The sequence below is a fragment of the Phycisphaerae bacterium genome (assembly GCA_017999985.1).
Taxonomy (GTDB): Bacteria; Planctomycetota; Phycisphaerae; order UBA1845; family Fen-1342; genus JAGNKU01.
Map to the genome: position 1 here is coordinate 210,290 of JAGNKU010000003.1, position 17,947 is coordinate 228,236.

Annotated in this window: 11 protein-coding genes; 6 read left to right on the forward strand and 5 right to left on the reverse strand. The window is 67.1% G+C overall.

What is annotated here, in order from left to right:
* Positions 1 to 502: 502 nt before the first annotated feature.
* A complete protein-coding gene (locus KA383_06045; GenBank protein ID MBP7745676.1) occupies positions 503 to 970 on the forward strand; it encodes a hypothetical protein in 468 nt (155 codons plus the stop codon).
* 184 nt (positions 971 to 1,154) lie between these two features.
* On the opposite strand, the gene KA383_06050 is transcribed toward KA383_06045, so the two are convergent.
* Positions 1,155 to 3,671 carry an SUMF1/EgtB/PvdO family nonheme iron enzyme gene (locus KA383_06050; GenBank protein MBP7745677.1) on the reverse strand — a complete coding sequence of 839 codons (2,517 nt, stop codon included), beginning with the start codon at positions 3,669 to 3,671 and terminating at the stop codon, positions 1,155 to 1,157.
* A 174-nt stretch (positions 3,672 to 3,845) separates the two neighbouring features.
* Here KA383_06050 and KA383_06055 point away from each other — a divergent pair, with 174 nt between their 5' ends.
* From KA383_06055 to KA383_06070, 4 genes are all read left to right on the forward strand, one after another.
* A complete protein-coding gene (locus tag KA383_06055; protein ID MBP7745678.1) occupies positions 3,846 to 4,622 on the forward strand; it encodes an FHA domain-containing protein in 777 nt (258 codons plus the stop codon).
* 155 nt (positions 4,623 to 4,777) lie between these two features.
* Positions 4,778 to 5,551 carry an FHA domain-containing protein gene (locus KA383_06060; GenBank protein ID MBP7745679.1) on the forward strand — a complete coding sequence of 258 codons (774 nt, stop codon included), beginning with the start codon at positions 4,778 to 4,780 and terminating at the stop codon, positions 5,549 to 5,551.
* Between the two features lie 188 nt (positions 5,552 to 5,739).
* Positions 5,740 to 9,579 carry a hypothetical protein gene (locus KA383_06065; protein ID MBP7745680.1) on the forward strand — a complete coding sequence of 1,280 codons (3,840 nt, stop codon included), beginning with the start codon at positions 5,740 to 5,742 and terminating at the stop codon, positions 9,577 to 9,579.
* A gap of 272 nt (positions 9,580 to 9,851) precedes the next feature.
* Complete coding sequence (locus KA383_06070) at positions 9,852 to 12,254, forward strand: glucosamine-6-phosphate deaminase (GenBank protein MBP7745681.1); 2,403 nt, start codon at positions 9,852 to 9,854, stop codon at positions 12,252 to 12,254.
* A 2-nt stretch (positions 12,255 to 12,256) separates the two neighbouring features.
* Here the strand turns inward: KA383_06070 and KA383_06075 are convergent, their stop codons facing one another.
* The 3 genes from KA383_06075 to KA383_06085 all read right to left on the reverse strand — a co-directional run bounded on the left by KA383_06075 (position 12,257) and on the right by KA383_06085 (position 15,342).
* Positions 12,257 to 13,303 (reverse strand): inorganic phosphate transporter, encoded by a 1,047-nt coding sequence (locus tag KA383_06075; GenBank protein MBP7745682.1) that lies wholly within the window; start codon positions 13,301 to 13,303, stop codon positions 12,257 to 12,259.
* Positions 13,304 to 13,316: 13 nt separating this feature from the next.
* Positions 13,317 to 13,940, reverse strand: a complete 624-nt coding sequence (locus KA383_06080) for a DUF47 domain-containing protein (GenBank protein ID MBP7745683.1) — start codon at positions 13,938 to 13,940, stop codon at positions 13,317 to 13,319.
* Positions 13,941 to 14,100: 160 nt separating this feature from the next.
* The gene (locus KA383_06085; GenBank protein ID MBP7745684.1) at positions 14,101 to 15,342 is read right to left on the reverse strand and encodes an IS256 family transposase; all 1,242 of its coding nucleotides are present in this window, start codon (positions 15,340 to 15,342) and stop codon (positions 14,101 to 14,103) included.
* 216 nt (positions 15,343 to 15,558) lie between these two features.
* On the opposite strand from KA383_06085, the gene KA383_06090 reads away from it, so the two are divergent.
* Complete coding sequence (locus tag KA383_06090) at positions 15,559 to 16,995, forward strand: Gfo/Idh/MocA family oxidoreductase (protein MBP7745685.1); 1,437 nt, start codon at positions 15,559 to 15,561, stop codon at positions 16,993 to 16,995.
* An 80-nt stretch (positions 16,996 to 17,075) separates the two neighbouring features.
* On the opposite strand, the gene KA383_06095 is transcribed toward KA383_06090, so the two are convergent.
* A complete protein-coding gene (locus KA383_06095; protein MBP7745686.1) occupies positions 17,076 to 17,786 on the reverse strand; it encodes a response regulator in 711 nt (236 codons plus the stop codon).
* Between the last annotated feature and the right edge of the window lie 161 nt (positions 17,787 to 17,947).

A 17,947-nucleotide genomic window follows, 5' to 3' on the forward strand; every position in this document is an offset into this window, starting at 1 on the left:
GCGCGGACGGGAGCCGACGCAGCCGGGCAGTCAGAACCCCGGGCGCGAGCGAGGGCCGCGCGCAGCGCGCTCCCAGTCAGGCCCCGAGCGCGGGTCAGGGCCGCGCGCAGCGCGCCGCGAATCAGAGCCCCGAGCGCGAGCGAGCGGGTCCGCAGCCCCGCAGGGGCGTCTGTCGGTAGCCCAGGGCGCAGCCATGGGACCGCGGCGACACCCAGCTACCTCTTCTCTTCCTGAGCCCCGCAGGGGCGCTGGAGCATCGCAGGGCATGGCTGCGTCCCAACGCCGGGCCGTTCGATAGTCGGCGGCGTGTTGTGATCCGGCGGCGGCCGCGGGAGGATGGCGATATATATCCGTGGCACGCCGGCGGTTGAACTCGGGTCCAACGCGGCATTTTGTGGAAGTTCTACAGCGCGTGGTTGTTCCGGTGCCGCACTGGCCTCAGTGACTTGACGAACCGGAACTGTGGCGCGGAGCGCCGGCAGGCCGCATCGGAGCGAATGCAATGTCCAGGCCATCGTACAAGAGCGAGTGGACGGAACACGATTTCGACAGCCTGTCGTGGCACGACAACCGTGTTCATGGGATGCGCATCTGCAATCCGAAGGATGCGTATGACTTCGATCTGCTGCTCGACATCGATTACATTCTCGACTGGATCAAAACGGGAGACGGCCGACTTCTTCAGTTCGTGGTGGCACCCGCGGTACTGACCTTTCACGGAGTGGACAAGCTGCTGATTGATGTCAGTCTGTCGTACAAGGAGGAGTTTACAATCGATGAGATTCGGCGGTCAGACGTCGGAGCAGGGTCAAAACACAAGGCGGGTTCACGCGGTTGGCACATCGCCCTGCAATCCATCGTCGGCCGCCGAAACAGAATCTGCTTCGAGGCACAGGGATTCACGCAGCGACTCACGAAGGGACCCAGGGGTCCGAGCACGAACCAGTCGCTTGAAGACGAGGTGCGCTGACCCGCGCTGGATAGTGGACAGGACGGGACAGCCGCTGATATAGACGATCTATACCGGGCCGTGCCATCAGCCCACCGGCGGGACGCCGGTGCCACAGGGAGCGAAGCTGGAGCTTCGCTCTCCCCAGCTCAGCGGGAGCTTTGCCCTCTCGAGTGCGTGCTTCCTCTTGTGGGCGGCGGCCGCGCTAGTCCCCGCAGCGGGGGACGAGGGCCGGGCGCACGCCGACGAACTCGTAGCGATTCTTCTGGTACATGTAGCTGCGGAACGCCGAGCGGCATTGCTCCGCCGTGTTCAGCACGCTGCCGCCGCGGACGACGGCGAACTCGCTGGGGTCCGGGCCGGTGGGGTCGTCGATCGGCGACACGAGATAGTAGTTCGCGTCGTAGGCATCGGCACACAGCTCGCTGGCGTTGCCGTGCATGTCGTAAAGTCCGAAAGCGTTCGGTGCCTGCACGCCGACTGGCTGCACCTGCCGCCCGCTGTTGGCGAGATACCAGCCGGTGGTCGCGAGAGTCTCCGGCTCGTCGCCCATGTAATACGCCGTCGTGGTCCCGGCGCGGCAGGCGTACTCCCATTGCGCTTCAGTCGGCAGGCGGAACTCTAAGCCGGTGGGGGCGTAGGGCTGTAACGCGGGCAGAAGTTGCGTCATGATTTCGTCGTAAGTGAGGCCCGTGGCGGGCAGATCGGCGTTGTTCGGTCCGGTTGTCGCGGTGCCGCCGAGCGCGTGCCACTGTGCCTGCGTCAGCTCGCACCGGGCAAGGTAGAAGGCCGCGGTGTGCTGGACGCGGTGCAGGTGCTCGTCGGCCGAGCGGCGTTCTTCCTTGGGCGGGCTGCCCATCACAAAATCGCCGGGCGGGATCAACACCAGGTCAAGGGGCGTAGTGCCGGCGAGCATGATCGTGATCTGCGCCGGCAGCGCCAGGGCTGCGGCCGCTTCCGCTTGTCGCCGCTGGGCCTCGGCCGCGTCGAACGCCCACCACGAGTTGTCCAGCAGCATGCCCGAGCGGGCCAGCTCGTCCCGCGTTTGTACGGCGACGAGATCGGCGGCCTGGGCGCGGGCGACGGCGCGCTCTTCCTGGGTCTGGGCGGCGATCATGGCCGCGACGGCCTTTTCGAGATCGGCGAACGCCTGCACCGCGCGGGCTTCCTCTTCCTGTGCGCGGGCACGTTCCAGGTCGGCCAGCCGCCGCTGCTCGGCTTCGGCGAGTTGGGCCGCGACGGCGGCTTCCTTCGCGCGAACCGCCTGCCGCTTTGCCGCCGCGATCCAGATGGCCGCGACGGTCAGGATGACGATGACGGCGGCGGTGAGCGCGATGGCCGTGGTGCGGAAGATGCGGAGGCGGCGGCGGGCCTGGTCGCGTCGCTGGATGGCGCGGCGAATGTCGGCCGCCAGCTCCAGGTGCGCCGGCCAATCCGGATCGAGCATGGTGCCCGCGAGGTCGAGATCGCCTTTCTCGAACGCGCAGCGCGCGTACTCCAGTTGTGTCTGCCGCAGCCCGGCCTGCGCGTCGGCGTTGTCGGCCCAGCGCGTCAGGGCAGCACGGAAGCCGAACAGCGCCTGGGCGAACAGGTCATAGTCGCGGCGTGCGATGGCCTGGCTCAGGTGGCCGCGCGACTGCTCGGCCAGATTGATGCTCTCGGCGTGAGTCTGGTAGTCGCGGAGCGCTTCGTTGAACGCGGCTACCGTGGGATAGCGGTCCGTTGGCAGCGTTTGCATCGCGCGGCGGGCGATGTCCACGAGCACGTCCTGCCGGTCCGTCGGCTCGATGATGTTGAACAGCGCGTTCTGCAGGCAGTCGAGCACGCGCTGTCCGCCGTGCGGCGGCTTGCCGGTGACGATCTCGTAGAGGATGGCGCCGAGCAGGTACACGTCGCTGTGGACGCCGACCGGGCCGTCCTCGCCGGTCACCATCTCGGGGGCCATGTACGCCGGCGTGCCACCGGCGGCCTGGGTCTTGGAGATGTCCGCGACGCGGCCGTCCGTGGAGAGCAGGGCCCCGAGTCCCCAGTCCATGACCTGGACTTCGCCGAACTCGCCCAGCATGACGTTCTCGGGCTTCAGGTCGCGGTGGATGACGCCGCGGGCATGGGCGAAGCTGACGGCGTCGCACACGGCAATCAGGATGTGGAGGTTTTCGGCGAGGGAGAGCGCGCGGATCTTCTCGCTCCACGGGGTGCCGCGCACCATTTTCATGGTGTAAAAGGGCTGGCCGTCGGTGGTCGTGCCGAGGTCATGGATCGGGACGATGTTGGGGTGGTCGAGCTTGCCGGTGACGACCGCCTCGGTGAGGAACTTAGCGCGTTCCCGGTCGCCGGGGCCGATGTCCGGCTTGATCATTTTCACGGCGATCGTGCGGTCGATCGATTTCTGAATGGCCTGGTAGACGACGCCGACGCCGCCTTCGCCGAGCACGCGCAGCAATTCGTAGCCGTCCAGGGTCACGTCGGGAAGTGGCGCGCTGGTGAGCGGGCGCTGGGCCCCGTCCGGGGGGAGCTGGGTCTGGCCCGGGCCCTTGAGCGTCATGCCGGGCGTGAACTTGTCGAGATCGGTGCCCCAGACGTCGGCGACAATGTGCGTGCCACTGTCGTCCGGGGCGCGCGGTGGGTCATCCGTGGGGCTGGGGCGCACGGTCGTGTCGGGCGTCGGCTGCAGGCGCCGGGGGGCGGGTGGAGTCGCGGTGCCGTGTCGAGTGGAGCTCATCGCGTTATCGCGCCTGTCAGCGTGCTCGCGGCGCCGTCTGTAGGCGGGCGCCTACTGCACGACCTGCCTCCCTTGGCCGATCAAGGCAACGGAGGTGTGTTCCTCGAAGCTTATCGTCAGCGGACCGAGCCCTGCTCAGTACAAGTAGTGACGGACGTTGGACGCGGAGGAGCCATGAACCCCACCAAGCCGAACGCGGTTTCGCCAGGGTTGCCGGCGGATGCCACCACGCCGCAGGCCCTGGTCGCCGATGAGGCCCGCCCGTTGGAGACGCGCCCCTATTTGCGGATTTTTGGTCCGGATACCGGGGTCAATGAAGTTTATCTGACCAACCAGACGCTCACGATCGGACGGTCCGATCACGCGGACATCCAGCTCCGGCACCACACGGTCTCGCGCATTCACGCCACGATCGCGCTGTGCGACGGCGAGTACGTGATCGAGGATGCGGATTCGAATTTCGGTGTGCTGGTGAACTCACGGCGCGTGGAGCGCAGCGTGCTGCGGCACGGCGACACGATTCAGATCTCGCTGTACGTCGTGCAGTTCCGCACGCATCCGGCGCCGCCCGGGGCCGCCGCCGCCGCCGCCCGCGCGAAATTCCTGCTGCGCAGCGATTTCTGCATGCTGCCTTCGACCATGCGGTTGCGGTTTCGGATGCTGCACGTGGAGCCGCGGGAGATCTTCCGGCGCGGCGACACGCTACGCGTCGGCCACGGCGGGCTGCTGGTGCCGACCGACGGTGTCTGGGACGACACGCCGTGCACAGAACTTGAGCTCTGCTGGCCGACGGGACAGACCAAGCGCTACCTGGGGGAGGTGCTGGGGCTGATCGAGGAGGGCGCGCTGCACTGGGGCTGCATCAAGCTGCACATCGTCCCACGGGAAATCCACGACGCGACGGTCGAGGCCGGCGAGCCCGGGCCCTGGATCGATGTGACGGCGACTTGAGACCGGCGCGCGGGGTGCCGCCGACTGGACCGGCACCCGTCGCTGGCCGATGTAACGAGGGGCCCGCGGTCCGGGCCGGGGGGCCTGCCGGGGCAGCCCGGTCCGGACGGCGATTTTCGGACGCACCCGGCGCGCCGTTTTGAAGGACTGGCCAGATGAACCAGGGTCTGCCGCCCGACAGTGCCAGCGCCCAGCCGGACTATGTGCCGGGCGCCGAGATCATGGTCGACGGGGAGCTGCATCCGCCCCGTTGCCCCCATCTGCAGATTTTCGGTCCTGGGACGGGGCCGTTCCAGTTCAAGCTGCCGGCCGGCAGCGTGACGATCGGGCGTTCGCAGCACGCGGACATTCATCTGCCGCACCAGACCGTGTCTCGGGTCCACGCTACGCTTTCCCCGTGTAACGGCGGACATGTGCTCGAAGACGCGAACTCGCGCGCGGGCACGACGGTGAACAGTCAACGCATCGACACGCACCGGCTGCGCCACGGGGACAGCATCCAGATCACGCTTTACGTGCTGGAGTACCGCACGCACGCCGCGCTGCCCGGGGCGGCCGCGGCCACGGCGCGGGCCAAGTTCCTGCTCCGCACGGATTTCTGCCTGTTGCCCTCCACGATGCGGCTGCGGATTCGGACGCTGAAGGTGTCGCCCCGGGACGTGTTTCGCCCGGGCGATACGCTCAAGGTCGGCAACGGCGGCCTGCTGATTCCGACGCCGACGCCGCCTCCGGACGCGGTTTGCCTCGAGCTGCGCATGTTCTGGCCGAACGACCATAACAAGCGTTACCTCGGGGAGATCATGGGCGTGATCCCGGACGAGCATCTGCACTGGATGTGCGTGAAGCTGCACACCGTGCCGAAGGACACGCACCGCCTGGTGGTCGCCGCGTCGAGCCCGGGGGCGTGGACCGATATCCCGGCGACGTAACGCGGGCCGATCTCCGCGACGCGTCCGGGAATAGATCACAGCGCACGTCGGGGCCTGGGGCACACAGGCTATGCGCCGTTTCCGGCGCTCAGCGCGCCCGTTTATTTCGCATTATTTACTGTGAGGGATGGTGCCGTCGTGCGCGGTCGTGGCCGCGCACGCCGCCGGCAGGGAGAGAGGAGCGCCCCGTGTCCCCCCGATGGCTGGTTCAATTGACCGTGCCGCTGCTGCTGTGCGTGCTGTGCAGTTGCCTGCCGGACGGCGGTGACGGCATGTCGTTTATCGATCTGCTACAGCAACTGCTCGAGGCCACCCAACATCAGCACGGCTCCGACCCGAACGATGCCGAACCGGCGGCCGACTGTGACGGTGACGGCATCTCCGATGAGGAGAGCATCGCCGACGGTACTGTGGCGGACTGCAACGGGAACGGCGTGCCGGATCTCTGCGATCTCAGCGCGGCGACGAGCGTGGACGCAAATGCGAACGGCGTGCCGGACGAGTGTGAAGGGGACTGCAACGACAACGGTGTGCCGGATGATCTTGACCTGAGCGCCGGCACCAGCGCGGATTGCGACACCAACGGGATTCCGGACGAGTGCGAGCTCGACAACGACGGGGACGGCGTGATCGATGCGTGTGATGACTGTCCGGCGGACCCGGCGAAGACCGCGCCGGGCGCGTGCGGTTGCGGCGTGTCGGATGTCGATTCGGACGCCGACGGGACGCCCGATTGCCAGGAAGTGCCTGAGACGCAACCGGTGGACTGCAACGGCAATGGCACGCCGGATTCGTTGGACGTGGGCAGTGGGGCCAGCGCTGATTGCGATACGAACGGCGTGCCCGATGAATGCCAGACCGACGGCGACGCGGACGGCGTGATCGACCCATGCGACGGTTGCCCGGACGACCCGGACAAGCAGGCATCGGGCGCCTGTGGCTGCAGCGTGACTGACGCGGACAGCGACGGCGACGGCGAGCCCGATTGCCGGGACGATTGTCCGGACGATCCGATGAAGACCGCCGCGGGCGCGTGTGGCTGCGGCGTGCCCGATGCAGACGCCAACGGCAACGGAACGGCGGATTGCCTCGATCCGCCGGTGCCGTCCGTAACGGAATGCACGGTGACGTACTTCGCGCACGATGGGCATGCCGCGCGCGACTTCGAGCGCTGCTTCACGGCGGAGGGGCGCATCGGCGACGCGGCGGCCGGTCATCCGCACACGTACGAGCTGGCGGTGAGCACGAACGCCAACCAGCCGGAGAACGAGCACGACTTTGACTGGCAATGCAACACGGCCTACGACTTCACGCTGACGTGGGACGGACAGGCGGCTGTTTTCCAGGTCGGCGACGTGGTCATAGCGCAGGATTTCGCCTGTGGCACGCTTCTGAATGCGCTGCAGGTCCGCTGCCGGGCAGTTCAGGGCCGCGTCCAGGTGTATGACCTCGAAATCAACGCCCAGCCCTTGACGCAGGAGGTTTCGGCGTCGTGGCGTGAACCGCACGACCCGCTCAACATCCTGCAACTGGCGTGCAACTTCGACGATGCGTTTGTGCTGGCCGGCAAGGCGCGTTTCTTCTGGAGCGGCCCGCCTCTGCCGCGCAATTCGCAGCTCGGGTTCCAAGTTACGGCGGGGCGCGTCGACCAGGAGCATCCACCGACCGACTGCAATGCAAACGGCGTTCCGGATGACCAGGACATCGCCGCCGGCACGAGCACGGACTGTGACGCCAGCGGCGTGCCCGACGAGTGTCAGCCCGATGGCGACGGCGACGGCGCGATCGATGCATGCGACGGTTGCCCGGACGACCCGAACAAGGTCGAGCCGGGTTGGTGCGGCTGCGGCGTGTCGGACGCGGATAGTGACGGTGACGGAACGCCGGATTGTGACGACGGATGTCCGGATGACCCGGAGAAGGTCGTGCCGGGTTTGTGTGGCTGCGGCGTGGTGGACACGGATAGTGATGGCGACGGCACGTCGGACTGTGACGACGGATGTCCGGATGACCCGGAGAAGGTCGAGCCGGGTTGGTGTGGCTGCGGAATCGCGGACACGGATAGTGACGGCGACGGCACGCCGGACTGCGACGACGAATGCCCGGAAGATCCAAACAAGGTCGCGTTCGGTGTGTGTGGTTGCGGCGTGGCCGATGTCGACAGCGACGGCGACGCGACGCCGGACTGCAGCGACGGATGTCCGGATGACCCGGAGAAGGTCGTGCCGGGTTTGTGTGGCTGCGGCGCGGCGGACACGGATAGTGACAGCGACGGCACGGCGGACTGCAACGACGAATGCCCGGAAGATCCAAACAAGGTCGCGCCCGGTGTGTGTGGCTGCGGCGTGGCGGACACGGATGGTGATGGCGACGGCACCCCGGACTGCAACGACGGCTGTCCGGACGACCCCGACAAGGTCGCGCCGGGGCTGTGTGGCTGCGGCTTGGCGGATACCGACAGTGATGGGGATGGCACCCCGAACTGCAATGACCAGTGTCCCGACGATCCGAACAAGATCGAGCCGGGTGGTTGCGGTTGCGGCATGCCGGACACGGACTCCGACGGTGATAGCACGCCGGATTGCAACGATGGCTGTCCGGGTGACCCGGCCAAGGTCGAGCCCGGCGTCTGCGGGTGCGGCGCGCCGGAAACCGACACGGATGGCGATGGTACGCCGGATTGCGCGGACCAGTGCGTGGACGATCCGGGCAAGGTGGAGCCGGGCGTGTGCGGCTGCGGCATGCCGGACACGGACGGCGACGGCGACGGGCTGCCGGATTGCGTGGATGCGTGCCTGAACTCGACGCCCGGCGCGGTCGTCGATGAGTACGGCTGTGAGGACGTGGTGGCGGACGCCGGCCCGGACGTGACGCGGACGGAGGTCGGCCTCGTCACGCTGCACGGTTCGGCGACGGGCGGCACGGCCGGCTACGGCTATGTATGGACGGCGCCGGGCTGGGCCGGTTCGACGGACCAGGAGCCCGTGGTAATGCCGACGCAGACGACGACGTACACGCTGACCGTGACGGACGACTCGCCGCTGGCACGGGTCGGCGTGGACACGGTGACGATCACGATCGAGCCGCAGTTGCGGCAGTACACGATCATCAACCTGGACGCGGGCCGGAGCGACACGAGCTATCCGTACGGCATCAACGACGCGGGCGTGGTGGTGGGCTACTACTACACGCCGACGTTGGAGCAGCGCGCGTTCCTGTACGACGGCGGCACGCGTGTGGACCTGGGGTCGCTGGGCGGCAATGTCGCGGTGGCGCACGGCGTGAACAACCTGGGCCAGGTGGTTGGCGAATCCATGAACGCCAGCGGTGACCTGCGGGCGTTCGTCTGGGAGAGCAGCACCGGGATGCGGGACCTGGGCACGCTGGGCGGACCGTCGAGCGCGGGCTATGCCATCAATGAGTCCGGCGAGGTCGTAGGCTATTCGGACTTCGCGGCGAGCTATCATGCGTTCGTGTATTGGGGCGGCGTGATGTCGCAACTCGGTACGCTCGGGTACGCGTACAGCGGGGCGTTTGACATCAACGAGAGCAGCCAGATCGTCGGCGTGCTCGTTGACCACATGGGCGATGCCACGGCGTTCCTCTACGAGAACGGCACGCTTTACGACTTGGGCGCGCCGCTGCTCAGCCAGAGCCAAGCCTGGGTGATCAATGACGAGGGGCTGGTGGCGGGTTCCGCGTGGGGGCCGGGCGAGGACCAGTCATTCCTGTGCGCGGGAGGCCTGGTGGTGAACCTCGGCGCGCTCGCCGGCCTGCCGAAGACCTACGCGGTGGGCATCAACAATGCCGGCCAGGTCGTCGGGACCTCGCGCGACGCCACGAACACGGTGTCGCACGCGTTCATCTACACGGGTGGCCAGCTCCACGATCTGAACACGCTGTTGGTGCCGGGCCACGGCTGGGACCATCTGGCTGAGGCGTACGATATCAACGAGCAGGGTCAGATCGTCGGGTACGGTGTCTTGAACGGCCAATACCGCGGGTTCATCCTGACGCCGGTGCCGTAGAGACGCACGCGAGACCGGGGCCCCCTTCCGCGATGGAAGGGGGTCGCGGGGGCGGGGGTTCGGCACGCACGGGCAGCCACTGCGGCGGGCCACGGCGGTGCGGGCGGCGTAGACCGTCTGCGCCGGGCGGTGTATGCTTCTGAAGCGCCGGTGGCATGTCCACCCGCGGCGCGACAGTGGCGCACGACGAGCATCCCAGACAGCCAGCCGTCGGCAAGACACCCGAGCCTGTGTCTGCGCGCCAGCACCGACGGCACCAGGAGACGCACAGCGTGAGTACTACGACCCGGTCGCGGGCGACGCAGCCGACGCCGCCCCCCAGCACCGCCCCCACGGCAGGCCCGACGAGCCGTGTCGAGCAGGTCGCGCTCGAACGCAGCGGTTACGAGTTCATCTACGGTCCGGAGGAGAAGATCCCGTCCATTGTCGTGCCGAATTTCCCGGCGCTGGGGCGGCTGACGGCGGTGCGCTTCCTCGAATGGGTGCAGGACAATCCGGAGGGCGTCATCTCGCTGCCCACCGGCAAGACCCCGGAATATTTCATCAAGTTCGTGCAGTACTACCTGCGCACATGGACCCGCAAGGAGACGGCCGCGGCGCTGGCCGACCTGGGGCTGGACACGACCCGCAAGCCGGACCTGTCGGGCCTGCGTTTCGTGCAGATCGACGAGTTCTACCCGATTGATACAAAGCAGCACAACAGCTTCTACTACTACGTCCACAAGTACTACATCAAGGGCTTCGGGCTCAGCCGGGCGCGCGCGCTGCTGATCGACCCGCTGCACATCGGCCTGCCGAAGGGCATGACGCTGACCGACGTGTTCCCGGATCTGACCGTGGACCTGGCCCTGCGGATTCGCCGGCCCGCGACGCTGCTCGAACGCCGGCAGCAGGCTGTGCTCCGCGCGGTCGATGCGTTCTGCACGGAGTACGAGCGTCGCATCCGCGAGCTGGGCGGGATCGGCTTCTTCCTCGGCGGAATCGGTCCCGATGGCCACATTGCCTTCAACATCCGCGGCTCGGACGTGTTCTCCACGACCCGCCTGCTCGACCCGAACTACGAAACCAAGGCCGCCGCCGCCACCGACCTCGGCGGCATGGAGGTGGCTCGCCACAAGAGCGTGATCACGATCGGCCTGGCCACCATCACGCTGAACCGCAACGGCGTCGCGCTGATCATCGCGGCCGGGGAAGCCAAGGCGAAGATCGTCGCGAAGACCATCCACAGCGAGATCTCGAACGAGTTCCCCGGCTCGGTCCTGGGCCTGCTGCCCAACGCGCGGTTCTACTTGACGACCGGGGCGGCCTGCCGGCTGTGCAACCGCATCCTCGTCGACCTGGTGCGGCGCGAGGGGGTGAGCGACGAGCAGAAACATCGCATCGTCATGGATCTGTCGCTGTCCACCGGCAAGCCGATCCGGCACCTGACCGAAGTCGACTTCCAGCAGGACCGCTTTGGCGCCGAGCTGCTGCGCAAGACGCAGCTCGACTGCCAGACGCTGAAGGAGCAGGCCGAGCGGCGCATCCTCGAGAACATCCACCGCGGCCACGCACCGGTGGAGAACAAGACGCTGCTGCACACGTCGCCGCACCACGACGACATCATCCTGGCATACCTGCCGTACGTCACGAACGCGGTCCGGCGGCGCAGCACGAAGCACTGTTTCGCGTACCTGACGTCGGGCTTCAACGCGGTCACGAATGATTACATGCTGCACGCCGTGACGGACCTGCTGGAGCGGCTGGACGACGCCGAGTTCTGCACGCGTTTCCGGCCAGAGATCTTCGAGACGGACAGCGCCCTGGCGCGGCGGAGGGACACGTCGCACTACTTCCAGGGGGTGGCGCGTTACCACGAGGAGATGAAGCAGGAGGCCGCGGCCCTGCGTCTGCTGCGCAACCTGACCGAAGTCTACGAGGATGACAACCTCGACAACGTCAAGCAGCGTCTGCACGAGCTGATCAACTACTTCCGGACGCAGTACCCCGGCAAGAAGGACATGACGGTCGTGCAGCAGCTCAAGGGCCGGGTGCGCGAGTGGGAGTCGGACCTGAAGTGGGCCTACTACGGGTTCACCGGCGAGGCCGTGCGGCACCTGCGGCTGGGGTTCTACAAGGGCGACATCTTCACGGAAGTGCCCACCGTGGACCGCGACGTGATGCCGATCCGCGATCTGCTCATGGAGATCAACCCGGACATCATCACGGTGGCCTTCGATCCCGAGGGCAGCGGGCCCGACACCCACTACAAGGTCCTGCAGGCGGTCTCGCACGCCGCCCGGCTCTACGAGGAAGCGACCGGCCGGCACGATGTCCGCGTGCTCGGCTACCGCAACGTGTGGTTCACGTTCCACCCGGCGGAAGCCAACCTGTACGTGCCGACTTCGCTCACGCACATGAACGACCTGGAGGTGTGCTTCGACACCTGCTTCGCGACGCAGCGCACCGCGTCGTTCCCCAGCCACGAGTACGACGGCCCGTTCTCCAAGCTGGCCCGCCGAATCCAGGCCCGCCAGTTTGAGCAGGTCAAGACGTTCCTGGGCGAGGACTTCTTCGTCTACAACGCCGACCACGGCCTGCGGGCCTGCTGCGGCATGGTCTACCTGCGCGAGATGGAACTGGCGGAGTTCTACACGAAGTCGGCCGAGCTGAAGCAACTGGCCGAGGCGCTGTAGCGTCAGGCCCCCGCGCCCGCCGCGGCGGGCAGCAGTTGCACGATCCGCATGATCAGCCAGTACACGCCCGCGGCGATCGCCGCCGACACGGGCAGGGTGAGCACCCACGCCATGGCGATCTCATAGCCCACGCCCCAGCGCACGGCGGACAGCCGCCGGATCGCGCCGACGCCGAAGATCGAGCCGGTAATCGTGTGCGTGGTGCTGACGGGGATGCCGAAGTGCGAGAGCGCCAGGATCGTCACGCCGCCGCCGGTCTCGGCGCAGAACCCGTCTACCGGCGTCAGCCGCGTCACCCGGTTGCCCAGCGTGTGCACGACGCGCCAGCCGCCGAGGTAGGTGCCCAGGGCGATGGCCGCGTGACAACTGAGGATAATCCACCACGCTAACTTCCCGTCGGGAGTACCGTCGTGGGTCGCCCAGCTTTGCAGCGCCGGCACGCTGATCAGCAGCGCAAAGATGATGCCCATCGTTTTCTGCGCGTCGTTGAGCCCGTGGCTCAGGCTGTAGACGGCTGCCGAAAGCAGTTGGAGCACGCGGAAGGTGCGGTCGACCCCGCGGGGCGTGCGCCGCCGGCAGATCCACATCGTCGCCGTCATCAGCAGCGCCCCGAGCACCAGTCCGATGATCGGCGAAAACACGATGAACAGGGCGATGATCCCGATCTGTCGCCAGACGAGCGCCGTGCTGCCGCCCCCCACGAGGGCGGCGCCGGCCAGCGCCCCAATCAGCGCGTGCGACACGCTGATCGGCAGACCTTGCCAGGTGCAGACCACCGTCCAGAGGATTGCGGACAGCAGCGCGGCCAGGATGAGATGGGGCGAGACGATCTGCGGATCGATCAGACCCTTGCCGATGGTCGCGGCCACGTGCGTTTCGAATCCGAACGCCGCGACGAAGTTGAAGAACGCCGCCCACAGCACCGCGGCGCGCGGCGAAAGCACGCGCGTGGCGACGACCGTGGCGATCGAGTTGGCGGCGTCGTTCAGGCCGTTGCTGAAGTCGAACAGCAGGGCGACGGCGATGATGCAGATGACGTAGATGGTCATGGGCGCCGGCGGGTCAGGCGTTCTTGAGCAGGATGCCGTGGATCACGTTGGCGATGTCCTCGCAGCGGTCGATGGCCCGTTCAGTGAGGTCGTAGATCTCTTTCCACTTCAGCACCAGCAAGGGGTCGCCACCGCGTTCGAACAGGTCCGCCAGGGCTGCGTGGTTATTGTCGTCGCCCACGTTTTCCAGGAAGTGGATCTCGACCAGCTCCTCGTGCAGGCCGTTGGGCTTCTTCAGGTTGCGGAGCCGGCCGACGGCCTGCTGCACCAGGCGGGTGGCTTTGACCAGGACTTCGGTCTGCTTGGCCAGCCACGGCGTCGGCTCCGGGATGCGATAGAGCGTTAGCCGCTTCGCCGCCGCGTCGATCTCGTCAATCACGTCGTCCATCCGCAGGATCAGCGTCTCGATGTCCTCGCGGTCGAAGGGCGTGATGAACGTCTGGTCGAGCCGGTCGAAGGTCCGGTGCGCGACTTCGTCGCCGTCGTGCTCGAGCTGCCGAATGCGGGCCACGTGATCCGTGCGGTGCTCCCAGTCGGTCGCGAGGGCGGCGTACGCCTCGGCGGCCCGGACGATGATCCCAGCGCCCTTCTCGAACTGATCGAAAAACGTCCGATCGCGGGGGATGATACTGAACATCGGGTCTCCTCCGGATCCTGCGCCGTTATCCACCTTCCCGAAAGCGCGCGTATCCTAGAGGCGTCGCCCGGGCTCGCCAAGGGCCTGCGCGGGAGTTCTGCCCCGCCGGCCAGGTAACGTCAAGTCTTGTGTGTAATGGTTGGCGGTCAAGGAGCGTACCTCAGGCCACGTGACGCTTTTTGCGGAAGGCCGGGCAGATACGGGCGGCGTACTTGCGATTGAAGTACGCCACCAGCCCATACATGATCCGCTCAATACTCGCATCATTGACGAACGTCCCGATCGAACGCGTCCGCCGCCGCACCTCCCGGAACGTTCGCTCGATCGGGTTCGTCGTCCGCACCATCCGCCGATGCGCCGCCGGCAGGTCGAACACCGCCAACAGCTCCGGCAGGTCGCGCTCCACGCAGCGCACCGCCGCGGGATAGCGGGCCTGCCAACGGCGACCCCAGGCCGTGTAGGCCGCCAAGGCCGCACGCCGGTTCGGGGCGCTGTACACGGCCCGCAAGCCCTGTAAGACTTCCTCCTGATCACCCCGCCGCACTTGGTTGGCCACGTTCTGCATCTTGTGGAACCAGCAGCGTTGCCGCGCCACGTGCGGGTAGACCAGCTCCACCGCCGCCTGCACGCCGCCACCGCCGTCGGTGGTAATCAGACTCAGCGACTGGCCCTGCAACCCCCGCCGGTACAGGCCCTGCAGAAAAGATTCCCAGGCCCGCGTGGTCTCGCCGTTGGCGACCCGGAAGTCGACGATCTCCTTATGCCCGTCGACCGTCACGCCCAGGGCCACCCGCAGCACACGTTTGCGGCTGCGCCGCAGGCCGGTTTGAAACAAGCGCGGCGTGCCACGGGCCTTCAGGTGAATGCCGTCCAACAGCAGATAGCGATAACGATCCGCCAGCGGTCGCAGGTGATAGGCCCGCACGTCGGCGTCCAGACGCTTGGCAATCCGGCTGACCTGGCCGGCCGAGACGGGCAGGTCCAGGATCTGGTCGAGCAGCTCACCGACACGGCGGGTGCTAACGCCGGCCAGCAGCATGTCGAGCGCCGACTGGCTGAGCGCCGCGTCGTGCCCAGCCAGGCGTTGGAACATGTGGGCGGTCAGGCCCGGGTCCCGGCAGCGGGGCACGCGGAGGTTTTCCAGCGGTCCCAACGTGGTGGCCCAGCGTTTGCGGCGGTAGTAGCCATTGCGGGACGTCTGGCGGTCGGGCGCGGGCTGATGCCAGGCGACTTCGACCCACTGGTCGCGCCAGGCCTCCAGCGTGCCCTCCAGGAGGGTTTTGAGCAGTTGCCGGCCATGGCGGGCCAGGTCGCCCCAGAATTCTTCGGGCTCCTTGACCAACGACCACAGGTTGGGCACGGTAGTGCGAACCTGATCCAAGTCGGCTTCCACGAATCTCATGGGCGTGTCCTCCTTGCTCGTTCCAATCTCAACCTGAGCCGGAGGATACGCTCTTCTTTTCCGCCGAACAGAGATTACACACGACAGGATACGTCACCGCCGGCCAGCGGCCGTTGCAGAGCGTCCCGCCGTATGCGACAATTGTCCAATCGCGCGCGGTTCGCGCGAGTGCATCACCGGCCCGGCGGGCGGCGCCCGCACAGTGAGATTGACATCATGAGCAACCCAACCCCTGCACGTAATGAGACCACCCGTCGCACGTTCATCAAGGGCGCGCTGAGTGCCGGCGCCGCGTTCGCCGCCGCCGGCCCACTCGGCTGTGCCCAGACCGGAACCACCCCGCAGGTGGAACCGACGCCGGCCCCCGCGGAGCCCGGCCAGCCCAAGCCCGTGGTGCACCAGCCCAAGTCCGCCACGCCCTACAACCAGATCAACGTCGCGTTCATCGGCACCGGCGGGATCGGCAAGATGCATCTCGAGCATGCCGCCGAGCTGGGCTTCGGCTGCCAGTGCTTCTGCGACGTCGATACTGCGCAGCACGCGACTGCCGCCGAGATGTACCCGCACGCTCGGCGCTACCAGGACTACCGCGAGATGTTCGACAAGGAAGCGAAGAACATCGACGCGGTGATGATCGGCACGCCGGACCACCATCACTACCCGGCGACGATCATTGCCATGCAGCTTGGCAAGCACGTCTACACGCAGAAGCCGCTGACGCACACGCCGTGGGAGGCCCGGCAACTGACCGAGGCGGCGAAGAAGTACAAGGTCGTCACGCAGATGGGCAACCAGGGGCACGCGATGGAGGGCTGGCGGCTGGTGTACGAGTGGATCCGCAGCGGCGCGCTCGGCCAGATCCGCGAAGTGCACACCTGGACCGACCGGCCCATCTGGCCGCAGGGGATGGAACGGCCCGAGGGCTCGGACCCGATTCCCTCGACGCTGAACTGGGACATCTGGCTCGGCCCCGCCCCGGAGCGCCCCTTCAAGAAGGACGTGTATCACCGGTTCGCCTGGCGCGGCTGGTGGGATTTCGGTGCCGGCGCCCTCGGCGACATGGCCTGCCACACGATGGACGGCGTCTTCTGGGCCCTCGATCCCGGCTACCCGACCTCGGTCGAGCCGATCGCGGCCACGCCCATCACGGCGGACGCCTTTCCGAAGAGCGCGGTGATCAAGTGGGAGTACCCGGCCAAGGGTGACCGGGCGGCGTTCGTCTCGTACTGGTACGATGGCGGCCTCATGCCCCCGTTCCCGCCGGAGTTGGAAATCGGGCGTAAGATGAGCCCGACGGGCAACCTGTTCCTGGGCACGAAGGCGTCCATGCTGGTGCAGGGCGACTACGGCGACAGCCCGCGGATTATCCCGGAAGCGAAGATGAAGGAGATCGGCAAGCCGGCGCAGCTGCTCGAGCGCTCGCCGGGGCAGATCCAGGAGTGGATCATGGCGGTGGCGGGCGAGAAGCCGCAGGACTTCACGAAGTCGAACTTCGGCTACGCGGGTCCGTTCACCGAGAGCATTCTGCTGGGGAACATCGCGTTGCGTGTCGGCCGGCGACTGGAATGGGACGGCGCGAACATGAAGTTCACGAACGTGCCGGAAGCGAACCAGTTTGTAAGCAAGGAATACCGGTCCGGCTGGAAGTTCTAGGAAGCCCGGACGGTACCCGTTGCGGCAATGGCAGACGATGTGGCCGCGCTTGGATGGCCGGGGTCGCCTTGTCTCTGTAGCTACGCCGGCGGACGCTCGCCCATCGGCCCGCAGAACGCGTAGCCTTCGTCCGCGACCGCCTGGATGTAGCCGGCCGCCGGGCCCATCTTCCGCCGCAGGCCCTCGACGTGGCCCGCGATGCTGCACTCGCTGGGTGGCGGCTGCTTGCCGTAGACGACCGACTGCAACTGGTCGCAAGCCAGCACATGCCCGCGGGCCGCGATCAAAGTTGCCAGGATCTTGTACTCCGTCGTCGTCAGCTTCACCGGCGTCTTGTCGACGTAGACCTGCGGCTGGCGGCGATCCAGCATGATCGTTGCCGTCGCGGGCGCCTCGCCATGCTGCTCGAGCACTTCCTGCCGGCGGAGCTGGGCCGCGATCCGGGCCAGGAGCAGCTTGGTTGAGAACGGCTTGGCGATGTAATCATCGGCCCCCAGCGCCAGCCCGACCAGTTCGTCACTTTCCTCCGCTTTGCCGGTCAGCATGATCACCGGGATGGCCCGGGTGCGGGGGTCAGCCTTCAGGCGGCGGACCACCTCGTCGCCGGTCATGCCCGGCAGTACGCGGTCGAGGAGTATGAGGCTCGGCGCATGCTCGCGGATGCTGGCCAGCGCCTTCTCCCCACTGATCACGACCTGGCAGTAGTAACCCTCGCGCTCCAGATGCTTCTGCAGCACGTCCCCCACGCCCGCGTCGTCCTCGACGACGAGTATGAATTGTCCGGCTGACATATGCGTCTCCCAAACCCTGTCAGCGCAGATGGAAGCCGCCTGAAACCAAACCGCATTCGCTGGCTTATTCTATCGACGTCCGAGCGGGGCAAGTTAGGTTGGAAACCGCTCCCAGCCAGAAATGCCCCCGCCGGTGGGCGGCGCGCGCACGGACCAGACGC